The sequence below is a fragment of the Gracilimonas sp. B-17 genome, from assembly GCF_056857935.1.
Window position 1 is genome coordinate 509,358 of sequence record NZ_JBSXOA010000011.1, and the last position, 11,792, is coordinate 521,149.

Annotated in this window: 12 protein-coding genes; 5 read left to right on the forward strand and 7 right to left on the reverse strand. The window is 42.4% G+C overall.

The window, feature by feature from the left end; translation table 11 throughout:
• Positions 1-53 precede the first annotated feature (53 nt).
• From AC13FX_RS07060 to AC13FX_RS07070, 3 genes are all read left to right on the forward strand, one after another.
• Positions 54-1,541: a sigma 54-interacting transcriptional regulator gene (locus tag AC13FX_RS07060; RefSeq protein WP_482879843.1), complete on the forward strand. Its 1,488-nt coding sequence runs from the start codon at positions 54-56 to the stop codon at positions 1,539-1,541.
• Positions 1,542-1,613: 72 nt separating this feature from the next.
• Positions 1,614-1,835: a 50S ribosomal protein L31 gene (rpmE, locus tag AC13FX_RS07065; RefSeq protein ID WP_411323262.1), complete on the forward strand. Its 222-nt coding sequence runs from the start codon at positions 1,614-1,616 to the stop codon at positions 1,833-1,835.
• A gap of 66 nt (positions 1,836-1,901) precedes the next feature.
• Positions 1,902-2,531 carry an MBL fold metallo-hydrolase gene (locus tag AC13FX_RS07070; protein ID WP_482879844.1) on the forward strand — a complete coding sequence of 210 codons (630 nt, stop codon included), beginning with the start codon at positions 1,902-1,904 and terminating at the stop codon, positions 2,529-2,531.
• A 3-nt stretch (positions 2,532-2,534) separates the two neighbouring features.
• Here the strand turns inward: AC13FX_RS07070 and AC13FX_RS07075 are convergent, their stop codons facing one another.
• The 4 genes from AC13FX_RS07075 to AC13FX_RS07090 form a co-directional block, all read right to left on the reverse strand.
• Complete coding sequence (locus AC13FX_RS07075; protein WP_482879845.1) at positions 2,535-3,152, reverse strand: hypothetical protein; 618 nt, start codon at positions 3,150-3,152, stop codon at positions 2,535-2,537.
• A 60-nt stretch (positions 3,153-3,212) separates the two neighbouring features.
• On the reverse strand, positions 3,213-3,767 hold the full coding sequence (locus tag AC13FX_RS07080; protein ID WP_482879846.1) for an LptE family protein: 555 nt from the start codon (positions 3,765-3,767) through the stop codon (positions 3,213-3,215).
• A complete protein-coding gene (locus AC13FX_RS07085) occupies positions 3,715-5,007 on the reverse strand; it encodes a sigma-54 interaction domain-containing protein (RefSeq protein ID WP_482879847.1) in 1,293 nt (430 codons plus the stop codon). The genes AC13FX_RS07080 and AC13FX_RS07085 overlap by 53 nt, the downstream gene beginning before the upstream one ends.
• Before the next feature lie 138 nt (positions 5,008-5,145).
• Positions 5,146-5,628: an Lrp/AsnC family transcriptional regulator gene (locus tag AC13FX_RS07090; RefSeq protein ID WP_482879848.1), complete on the reverse strand. Its 483-nt coding sequence runs from the start codon at positions 5,626-5,628 to the stop codon at positions 5,146-5,148.
• A gap of 187 nt (positions 5,629-5,815) precedes the next feature.
• On the opposite strand from AC13FX_RS07090, the gene serS reads away from it, so the two are divergent.
• Both serS and AC13FX_RS07100 read left to right on the forward strand, forming a co-directional pair.
• Positions 5,816-7,084, forward strand: coding sequence for a serine--tRNA ligase (gene serS, locus AC13FX_RS07095; protein WP_482879849.1), 1,269 nt, complete (start codon positions 5,816-5,818; stop codon positions 7,082-7,084).
• 108 nt (positions 7,085-7,192) lie between these two features.
• On the forward strand, positions 7,193-9,214 hold the full coding sequence (locus AC13FX_RS07100; protein WP_482879850.1) for a S9 family peptidase: 2,022 nt from the start codon (positions 7,193-7,195) through the stop codon (positions 9,212-9,214).
• A gap of 93 nt (positions 9,215-9,307) precedes the next feature.
• Here the strand turns inward: AC13FX_RS07100 and AC13FX_RS07105 are convergent, their stop codons facing one another.
• The 3 genes from AC13FX_RS07105 to AC13FX_RS07115 all read right to left on the reverse strand — a co-directional run bounded on the left by AC13FX_RS07105 (position 9,308) and on the right by AC13FX_RS07115 (position 11,790).
• The gene (locus AC13FX_RS07105) at positions 9,308-9,511 is read right to left on the reverse strand and encodes a hypothetical protein (protein ID WP_482879851.1); all 204 of its coding nucleotides are present in this window, start codon (positions 9,509-9,511) and stop codon (positions 9,308-9,310) included.
• Positions 9,512-9,655: 144 nt separating this feature from the next.
• Positions 9,656-10,645, reverse strand: a complete 990-nt coding sequence (dusB, locus tag AC13FX_RS07110; protein WP_482879852.1) for a tRNA dihydrouridine synthase DusB — start codon at positions 10,643-10,645, stop codon at positions 9,656-9,658.
• A gap of 140 nt (positions 10,646-10,785) precedes the next feature.
• On the reverse strand, positions 10,786-11,790 hold the full coding sequence (locus tag AC13FX_RS07115; protein WP_482879853.1) for an LLM class flavin-dependent oxidoreductase: 1,005 nt from the start codon (positions 11,788-11,790) through the stop codon (positions 10,786-10,788).
• Between the last annotated feature and the right edge of the window lie 2 nt (positions 11,791-11,792).

Here is an 11,792-nt window from a genome sequence, read left to right on the forward strand (position 1 = left end):
AATAAAAGTTATAGGAGCAAACGGCATAAATTTCATTTCAGAATAAAAGCAGTATGAGAGCGAGCACCCTTGGTGAGTTAAAAGAAAGTGGTTGGAAATCGGTATCCGTTAAGGATGAGATACGGCAAAATCTGATCAAGAAGATCAGAAGCAAAGAGAAGTTATTTCCCGGTATCCTTGGGTATGATAAGACGGTATTACCCCAAATACAGCATGCTCTTCTTTCGAAGCATGACATGATATTGCTGGGGCTGCGGGGACAGGCTAAAACCCGGATCTTGCGGATGTTGGTTCAATTCATGGACGAATATATCCCCGTTGTGAAAGGTTCAGAGATCAATGATGATCCGCTGAATCCATTATCTAAGTTTGCCAAAGACCTGATCGCAGAGAAAGGGGATGATACCCCTGTGGAATGGCTCCATCGGTCCTACCGCTATGGGGAAAAACTGGCCACGCCGGATACAACGGTTGCCGACCTCATCGGTGATATTGACCCGATCAAGGCAGCAACAAAAAAGCTGACCCTAGCAGATCAGAATGTGATAAACTTCGGACTAATTCCAAGAACAAACCGGGGCATTTTTGTGATCAATGAATTACCCGATCTACAACCTCGAATTCAGGTAGCCTTACTTAATATCATGCAGGAAAGGGATATTCAGATACGTGGCTTCAATGTACGTATTCCGCTGGATGTAGCCATGGCATTTTCAGCCAATCCGGAAGACTATACAAATCGAGGGAATATCATCACCCCATTAAAAGACAGGATAGATTCTCAGATCATCACTCATTATCCGAAGGAATTGGGAATTGGAGTTGAGATCACCAAACAGGAAGCATGGCAGGAACGGCCATCAGGAATCCGGATCCATATTCCGGATTTCATCCGTGAAATAATTGAAAAGGCAGCTTTTGAAGCACGCGATTCAGAATATGTAGACCAGAATAGTGGTGTGTCAACCCGAATGACGATCACCGCATTGGAACAGGTTGTTTCTTCTGCTGAACGCAGAGCTATACTGAATGATGAGTCAGAAACTACGGTACGGGTTGCAGACTTGTTCCACATGGTACCGGCGCTGACCGGTAAGATTGAACTGGTTTATGAAGGTGAGCAGGAGGGAGCCATAAGTGTAGCCAAACATATTCTCGGAAAAGCCATAAGTGGGATCTTCAAGCTCAATTTCCCGGACCCACAGGCAAAAAATGATGAACAGAAATCTGTCTACAAGGAGATCACTGACTGGTTTGCCAACGGAAATGAGATCAATATCAGTGATACCCTAACGAATAAAGAATATGATAAAGCTTTAAAACAGGTCGCAGGCTTAGACACATTAGTTAAGAAGTATGTCAGCAATAACCCTAAGGAAGAAATAAACGCCTGGAAAGATCTTGTATTGGAATCACTGCATCAAAATTCCATGCTCAGCAAGCAGGACCTTGATGACCAAACACTTTACACAGATATGCTTGGTTCGATGTTCTCATCCCTGGGAGGATTTGACGATGAAGACTATGATGAATTTGAGTAATAAATAGATTGAATTCAGTTTTAGTTAGTGTTATCTTTAAGGCCTTTGCAAATTTCAAGCAAGTACAAGACCATGAAAAAAGGAATTCATCCAGATTACAAAGAGATTACAGTATTAATGAGCGATGGTACTGAGATCGAGACTCGCAGCACTATGGACACTAAAGATGGTGTTTATCGCAGTGAGGTAGATTCTAAAAACCACCCATTTTATACTAAGAGCAATACATTTACATCAACAGCCGGCCGTGTTGACCGCTTTAAGCGTCGTTACGGAAAAGGCGAAGATAAGTAAGCTTAGCAAAAATTTTATTAAAGGATGTATCTTAACTGGTACATCCTTTTTTTATTTAAGCCGATCATGGACATACAAAAATTTGAAGTCGGACCATTTTTAGAAAACACTTATCTGTTAACAAAAGGAGATGAGCATGTGCTTGTCGATCCTGGTTTTTCCCGAGAACCCGAGTTTCAGGAGCTGAAAAAAAGTATATCCGGTGAACTTAAAGCCATAGTGCTAACTCACGCACATGTGGATCATGTATTGGGTTTGAAAAGGACTTTAAGAGATTTTGATGTGCCGGTATATTACTGTTCAGAGGATCGGTTCTTATGGGAGAATTTTGGAAGTCAGTCTCAAATGTTTGGTATCGATCAGGGAGGCCTTGATTTTATTCCTGATAATTTACCAACGGATGGGGAATTCGAGATCGGCTCATTCAAGTTCAAATGTTTGTATACACCGGGACACTCACCAGACCATCTATCCCTTTATTTTGAAGAAGAGGGGATACTATTAGCCGGTGATGCTTTGTTCAAAGAGAGTATTGGGCGAACCGATCTTTATAAAGGTAGTTTTGATGTGCTGGAAAAAAGCATCAGAGAAAAGCTTTATACCCTACCGGGTGAAACGGTGGTTTATCCGGGGCATGGCCCTGAGACAACTATTGAGCACGAAAAGAAGAACAATCCCTTTGTTCAGGGATCATAAGTTTTAGTCTTTCTTCTTTTTTAGCTTATCTATCTGTTGCTGATAGTGTTCTGCTTTTTCAGGGTTGATCTCGATCAAGCACTTATACATTTTTATTGCCTCTTTCAAGCGTCCCTGGTTAGCATGTATCTTGGCCAGGGTTTCTGACACAAGGTCATCCACTTCTTCCGAATCCTTGGAGAGATCCGTATCATCAAAATCTTCGTCCTCACCCGGTATTTGAATACGTTTGGATTCAACCTGTTCAAGCATTTCAATAAGACGATCCAGATCCAGAATAGAAGAATGGCGAGCGGCCTGTTGAAGTTTTGTTGTACCCGAATTGTATGATGAAGAGGGTACAGTAGCATCAAATTTTTCGGGATGAACCAGAAAGTAGTGCAGGTGTTCCATCAAGGGACTTCCGGGTGCGTAGGTCTTTGCTTTCAGTGCTTCTGCTATAGCTTCTTTATCCAAGCCCCGCAGGTGATAGAACCACGAGAGTAAAAAATGCCCAACAGCATCAGGACCTCTCTTTTTTAGATGTTTTTTTAGCTTTTGAGAGATCAGCTTAGGATCCTCATCAAACTTCTCCACATAAGAAGAGAGTGATTTGGGAATGTTAAATGGAAAATCTTGCATAGGTAGAATTAAGGCTGATCAATAATAACGTGTAGTGTACTTACAATCAAAGCTATTTGCCTACCAATTACTAACTGCATCATTGAACATATTGTTGGCTACTTGTTCTAATGCAGACCGGGCAGCTGTTCGCTCTCCGTCAATGGGGTTTTGGGCAGGATCGTAAGTGGCTCTCCCATTGAAGGTTTTATTCCATTCAGGCTCTTCTTTGGAGGCATACTTAAAAGAAGCACGAACTGAAATGGAGACCTGATTTTGCCCTGTTTGTTCATCACCGCTTATACTGAATGGCCGGTTAGAGTATGAAGTGATAGTACCATCCAGAATAGCATCCGCATCTTCTTCCGTATTTGACAATTGTAACCGGCTTTGGTTTACAAAACGCTCAATCAGAACCTGATTGAGTTGATCACCAAGTTCACCTAAGCCACTGTTAGATTGATCGGGAAAGAAAGGGATGTATATGGTATTGACTCCACTGGGAATGGAGGCACCGGTAAAACTATAAGTAATACACCCTGAAAAACTAAAGCTGATCAGGATCAACAGAAGTATACGCAATTTAGTCAAGCCCATACTGATCCAGTTTTCTGTAAAGGGTTCTTTCGCTGACACCCAGTGTTTCTGAGGCCTTTCTTCGGTTACCATCAAAACGTTTTAAAGCTTGTTGTATCAAAAATTTCTCAGCTTCTTCAATGGAAGGTATCTCATCATTCTGGAGAAAACCGGCCAATTCTGATTCTTCAGATGTCTCTATTTCCTCATCCTCCGGCATGGATTGCATGCCAAGGGTTGCATGATCGCCCAAATTGATATTCACACCAGACACATCGGTTTTGTCTACCTCTTCTTTAACAGACGGAGGTAGGGCTTTTAAGTTTTTGGCTGAGAATGATGAGTATAGAAAGTTGGCAAACATCTTTTTCACATCTGCAATATCATTGCGTAACTCAACCAATGCCCGGTAGACCAATTCGCGGTCTTTCTTATCAAGTGGTTCATTGTCTTCGTAAGAATTACTTTCACGATCGCCTTGAGCAACCATTGGCAGGTTATCTGCGCTTCCCTGATGCTGCCTGCCCTTTAAATATTTTTGAAGTTTTTCCTTGTCGATAAACTGGGATTTTTCAAGTACCACCAACTGTTCCGCTACATTTCTCAGCTCCCTGATATTTCCCGGCCAGCGGTAGGAGATCAGCAATTCCCTAGCTTCGTCAGAGAATCCCTTAAACACCGAATCATAACGGGCAGAATACTCTTCCACGAATTTTCTGAATATGGGAATGATATCTTGCTGTCGGTCTCTGAGCGGCGGTAATTTGATCTGCACAGTATCAAGACGGTAGTAGAGGTCTTCTCTGAAATCACCATCCTGTACCATTTGCCAGAGATCCTGATTGGTTGCCGCTATCACTCGAACATCGGTTGTTTGAACCTTGCTGGAACCAACTCTGAAGAACTCTCCGTTTTCAAGTACCCTGAGTAATTTTACCTGTACATTCTTGGGTGTATCACCGATCTCATCCAGGAAAATGGTGCCACCGTCTGCTTTTTCAAAATAGCCTTCCCGGGATGTTTCTGCTCCGGTAAAGGCTCCTTTTTCATGTCCGAATAACTCACTCTCAATAATACCTTCCGGTATAGCCCCACAGTTAACTATCACAAGATTATTCCTGCTACGGTTACTCATAGCGTGGATGGCCCTCGCTGTTACGTCTTTACCAACGCCACTTTCACCCTGAAGGGTAACGGTAATATCTGTTTTTGCCACCTGCATGATCTTATCGATCACTTGCCGCATGGCTTCAGATTTACCTAGTAATCCGTATTGTTCCTGAAATACTTCTCGGTCCATATATAATGATTCATGAATACTGAGGCCGGAAGTCTATCTTTCAAACCGTCCTCTGATTTACTTACTGACAGATTGGCGTAAGTTAATGATTCTTACTTTAGTAAGTAAATTTAAACTACACTGAAAATGGGAAACAGTTTACTGCTTGAGAAGTTCGGTGGCGTGCTCAACAGGTATCTGTCTTGTTTCTTTAAAGCTGGAAAGAACCAGGTTGGATCGGGTCTTGCTCACGCCTTCCCAAGATTGGATCTTGGATAGGAGTGCTTCAAAAGAACCTGTATTCTTGGTTCTGACCTTAAGGAAGTGTGAACCATCACCCGTAATGGAATGACATTCGAGAACTTCGACTTCACTTATAGCTTTATCAACAAAGTTGGAATAATTTTCAGAGCCATCAACCTGAACAAATATAAAAGCTGTGATATCAAAGTGGAATTTCTTGCTATTCAGAATAGCCTTATATCCTTCGATCAAACCACGCTCTTCAAGTTTTTTCATTCTTTCTGAAACAGAAGGCACAGATAAATTCACGATCTCCGCAATAGTATTGCGCTGTGCACGCCCGTGTTCCTGAAGATGATTTAGGATCGCAATGTCGGTTTCGTCTAACAATTGGCTCATTTTAATGGGGTTAATGCCTTAAAATACTTTGAATGATCAATGATAACCTTAATTATTTAGGTAGTCAATCAAAAAAGCGCTTCCAAAATAATTATCATCAAATTGATCGCTGCTTCTAAAAAAGGTGCGATATAAAATGGAATACCTCTTATCTTTGAGAAAAATCAATCAGAAAGAATAACAGGCAATGCTCGACATCAATTTTATCAGAGATAACCAGAAAACAGTAGAAAATGCGATCATCAACAAAGGGGAAAAAGATACTTCAATAGTTGAGAAAGTGCTGACTGCTGACCAAAAATGGAGAGCAAAAGTTCACGAGGGTGATCAATTAAGAAGCGAGAGCAATACAAAGTCTTCCAGGATCGGTCAACTTATGGGAGAAGGTAAAAAAGAAGAAGCACAGGCCATCATCAAGGAAACATCTGCCATGAAAGAGCAGATCAAAGAGATCGATGAAAAAGTAAAAGAGTTACGTAAAGAGCGTGATGAACTTCTGCTTAGAATACCTAATGTGCCGCACCCAAGTGTTCCTGTTGGTGCGAATGAAGATAGCAATGAGACCTTCAAAACCTGGGGCGAACCGGATGAGAGAGAGTGGCTGAAACCACATTGGGAATTGACAGAGCGCCACGGTTGGGTCGATTTTGAACGCGGGGTGAAAGTAACCGGTGCCGGTTTTCCATTTTATGTAGGGCCTGTTGCACAACTTCAACGTGCCTTGATCAATTACTTCATCAATGAAGCCGTGAAAAATGGTTACACAGAATTACAGGCTCCATATTTTGTGAATGAGGATTCAGCACGCGGAACGGGTCAGATCCCTGATAAAGAGGATATGATGTACGTGATCCCCAGAGATGAGTTCTTCACCATTCCAACGGCTGAGGTACCGGTCACCAATTTTCACAGGGATGAGATACTTGAGTTGAAAGAAATTCCTAAAAAGTATGTTTGCCATACCCCGTGCTGGAGGCGGGAAGCCGGCTCCTACGGTAAGGATGTCCGTGGTTTGAACCGACTTCATCAGTTTGATAAGGTTGAACTGGTCAAGATGGTAAAACCGGAAGATTCATATGATGAACTTGAGAGTCTCCGTGAGCATGCTGAATCATTACTTGAGGCCTTGGAGCTGCCATATCGAACATTATTGATGTGCACAGGCGATATGGGATTCACTCAAAGTAAAAAATATGATCTTGAGGTCTGGAGTCCTGGACAAAAACGCTGGCTGGAGGTTAGTTCCTGTTCAAATTTTGAAGGCTTTCAGGCCCGAAGAATGCAGCTAAGGTATAGAAAGGATGAGAAGGATATTGAGACGGTTCACACTCTTAATGGTTCTGGACTCGCACTGCCAAGAGTGGTATCAGCTATTCTGGAAGCTTATCAGGAGGAAAATGGCCGGGTCAGGGTTCCTGATGTTCTCAAACCATTTTTTGGGCGTGACCATCTGTAAATCAATGCAAAATTGAGGTGTTCTCACTTCATTTATGGAGTAATTCAATTTGATTTGAGGAAGGAAATGTTATTTTGGAGCGAATTTTAATAACTCCAAAGTGTTGATATGAAAAAGCCGTTTCTACTTTTCCTTCTTTTGTTAATTGGATTGCCTGCCGTGGCGCAAAAAAGGGCGATGACCACAGATGATTATCTTAATATGGTCAATCTGCGTTCCCCCATTATTTCACCTGATGGTGATTTTGTCATCTTTGGTAAATCAACACTGAACTGGGATGACAATAAATATGAGACAAAATATTATCGTATTTCATCACAGGGTGAGGAAGAGTATCAGTATTTGGGTAAAGAGGGAGGAAGTGACCTGAAATTCTCACCGGATGGCAAGTACTTATCCCTGAAAAGAAATGTAGATGATAAATCACAGATCTTTTTGCTGCCAACTGCCGGTGGTGAGGCTGTTCAACTGACAGAACATAAGAATAGTGTTGGTTCCTATGAATGGTCCTCAGATAGTAAGAATATCTACTTCGAATCGGATGTGCCAAAGTCTAAAGAAGAGGAGAAGAAATACAAAGCCGGGTACGATCATTTTTTTGTAGATGAAGCTCCGAATGGTCAACAGGAAGGTGAGTGGAATCACGTATGGAAGTTCGAAGTTGACTCAAAGGAAGAGACACAGATCACTCATGATGAACATATAATTGGTGAATTTGAAGTATCCCCGGATCAGAAAAAATTACTTTATACAGCACGATTTGAGAACAGACGTAATCAGGGAAACCTGTCCGAGATCTTTTTACTTACGATAGGAGATAGCGTCGCTATTCAGCTAACAGATAATAAAGCTCCTGAAAACAGCCTGACCTGGCTTCCTGATAACGATCAGTTCATTTTCAGCGCTCCTGATGATGAAGAGCATGAACTGAGGCAGGACAAACTTTGGAAGATGAATGCTTCAGATCAGCAATATGAAATGATCTCAGGGAATTATAATGGGGATATCAGAGGCTATGAGTTATCACCTGATGGGAAAACACTTTATTTCAGTGGTACGGTAAAAACGAATACCAATTTGTTTTCCATAAATACTGAGAATGGAAAAGTGAAACAGCATACCGATATATCAGGTACATTACGGGTTGTAGATTTTAACCGGGACAGATCCAGGATCCTTTTTACGAAAGAGGATATTGTGACCCCAACTGATCTGTATGTAGCCGAGATCGATCAGTTAGCTGATCCTACACGTTTAACAGATCTGAATCCGATGGTACGAGACAGCCTGATACTGGCAGATTATGAGATTATTTCATGGGAAAGCAGCGATGGCCTGGAGATCGAAGGAATAAAGTATCTTCCGCAAGGATCAGAGAAGAACGAGAAAGCCCCATTTTTACTGCATATTCATGGAGGTCCCGCCGGTGTGTTTACGAATTCATTTTCTGCCAGATACCATGTTTGGGCAGGATTGGGTTATACTCAGCTTGCGCCAAATGTACGTGGAAGTACAGCTTATGGAGATGATTTCCTGAGAGGTAATATGCGTGATATAGGTGATGGTGATTATCAGGATCTTATGACCGGAGTTGATAGGTTGATCAGCGAAGGACAGATCGATCCAAACAGGATGGCAGTACGTGGCTGGAGTTACGGTGGTATTCTGGGTGGAACCGTGATCACAAAAACGGATCGATTCAAAGCTGCTTCTCTTGGGGCTATGGTGTCCGATTGGTCTTCTGAGTATGCCCTTGGCTTCAATTTTGATGTAAGGCTTTGGTACATTGGCGGTGAGCCGTGGACAAATCCGGAAGATTACAGGATGCGATCACCGGCAACACATGCTGCGAAAGTTACCACACCAACCCTGTTCTTACATGGAGCCAACGACAGGGTGGATACTCCTGAACAGAGCATGATCTTTTTTACATACCTTCAGGATATTGGAAAAGTGGATACACGGTATATCAAATTCAAACGAGAGGGACATGGATTCCGGGAGCCAAGAAATCAGCGAACCCGAGATATTGAAGAGATCAAATGGATCCAGAAATATACTTTAGGAATAGACTGGACTCCATGGGAACGGGCTGAAAAAACCAAAGAAGATGATGAGAAATCCGAATAGATCTTTGTATCAGGCTATTGTTAAGAATCAAAATTGAAATGGTCCCTGTAATAAGTAAGTTGCAGGGACTATTTTATGATGAAAGGTACAATGTCAGACGTTTTTTTTCGAAAACCAGATTACACCCCAAATAATGCCAACAAGAGCGAGAGCTAAGCCAAATCCACCCAGAAAGGCATACAACAGATAAGGGATGATCAAACTGATCACTATGCCGGTGATAGCTTTAAGAGGAGCTGCCGCAACCGCAGATGCTCCAATGAATGAATTAATTAGTCGGGCTATACGTGTAAACATATTGTGGGTAATTATAATTAGTGCAGTTTAAGCTGCCTACGATTTCTCGACTAAAAAGATTCAATTTAACGCAGGTGATGAATCGATCAAGTATATCAGTAATGAAGAATTACTCAAACGACACACTTCATCAATTTATATTAATTAGGCTACTGCGTGAATCTCCGTCTCATCAAAGTTCAGTAGCAATTCCAGAATGGGTTGCATTTCATCATGTTCCATTAATTCCATGCGAAGCTTTTTCCCATTTCGTACCCCTTTAAGATACTGTCCATAATGTTTTTTCATGATGATGACCCCATATCGTTCACCATGTTGCTGAACTGAAAGCCTGAGTTGTTCGGCACATAATTCCACTCTTTGCCTTACAGTTGGTTCGGGTATCAATTCACCTGTTTCAAGATAGTGTTTGGTTTGCTCAAAGATCCAGGGATTGCCAATTGCACCTCGCCCGATCATTACACCATCCACACCCGTTTCTTCAAACATTTTTTTTGCAAGTTCAGGTGAAGTAACATCTCCGTTTCCGATGATCGGTATTTCCAGACCGGGTGTATCCTTTAGCTTTTTAAGCCAATCCCAGCGGGCATCCCCTTTATACTTTTGAGCCCTGGTTCTGGCATGTACCGTAAGAGCTTTAACTCCTAGATTTTGAAGCATCAGTGCAACTTCCTGTATCTTGATGGTGTTATCATCCCATCCCAAACGTGTTTTAACTGTAACCGGACGGTCCTTTACTGCATCAACAACAGTTCCAGCCATGCGCTCCATCATTCCAAGATCCTTGAGACATCCGGCACCGGCGCCTTTTTTAACGATCTTGTATACCGGGCACCCAAAGTTGATATCGACCAGGTCCGGATCTTGATCAACAGCTACTTTTGCAGCACCTTCCATAGCTTCTTCACGTCCCCCAAAGATCTGAACACCAAATGGCCGTTCCATTTCCTCGAAATCCATTTTCTGCATGGCAATGTCAGAATCACGAATGAGTGCTTCCGAGCTGATGAATTCAGTGAACACAATATCAGCCCCTTTACGCCGACAGATCTGTCGAAATGGGGAGTCAGTTACGTCCTCCATGGGGGCAAGAAATAAAGGTTGATCCGGTAATTCTATTGGACCGATATTCATAGGATTAAATTATTTTTGATTTTTAGAACAAGTAAGAAAGATAAGATATTTCTGAAGTCTTTTTAAGAACTAACGGATTCAAACAAAAAGACCCCATCAGTTTCACCTGATGAGGCCTGGTTTTCGGGGTACAAAAAATGTTATGCAGTTTTGAAGGTCATGTTATCGACTACTTCTTTAAACAATCGGTGGGAATTCAAACGTTCCTTATGATCATAGATATATGAAGCGGTAATAACTTCGTCAACGTTGGTTTGATCAATAAATTGGGATAAGCTCTCTTTAATTTTATGCGTATCACCAATGAAGGAGTAAGCCAACATTTGCTTCAGTGCTGCCTGATATTGTAACGGTATAACATCATTAATGTTGTCAACAGGTGGTGGTAATGGCTTGCGTTCTCCGGTGATCACTCCGACAAACATTTGCTTTGTTGAAGTTGACAGATATTCTGCCTGTTCAGTGGTATCAGCGGCTATCACATTTATCCCGGCCATTACATAAGGCTCACTCAATTGCTTTGAAGGTTGGAACTCCTCCCTGTAAATTTGAATGGCCTCCATGAGTTGTTGCGGGGCAAAATGACTGGCAAAAGCGTATGGCAGACCTAATTTTGCTGCCAGATGGGCACTGTCGGTGCTGGAACCAAGGATCCAGATAGGAACATCAGTTCCTTCACCGGGGAAAGCCCGTACCTTGGCTTCGGCATTTTCACCGGAAAGATATTTTTGTAGAAGTGCTACATTTTTGGGAAAGTTGTAGATCTCCTTCATTCTGTCAGGGCGGATGGCGTGAGCGGTGGTTTGATCTGTGCCGGGGGCTCGTCCCAAGCCCAGATCTATTCGCCCGGGATACATAGTTGCCAAAGTTCCGAAGTGCTCGGCAATAATGTATGGCGAATGATTGGGCAACATAATGCCACCGGAACCAATTCTAATGGTCGAGGTCGCCTCAGCCATATGTCCCAGGAGTACAGAGGTGGCAGAACTGGCAATATGCTCCATATTATGGTGTTCAGCCATCCAGAAGCGATTGTAGCCCAGTTTTTCTGCATGTATTGCCAGTTCGCGGCTACGCTCTATGGCTTCCTTCGCATCACTGCCTTCGGTTACAACTGCCAGATCTAAAACTGAATATGGGATCATAT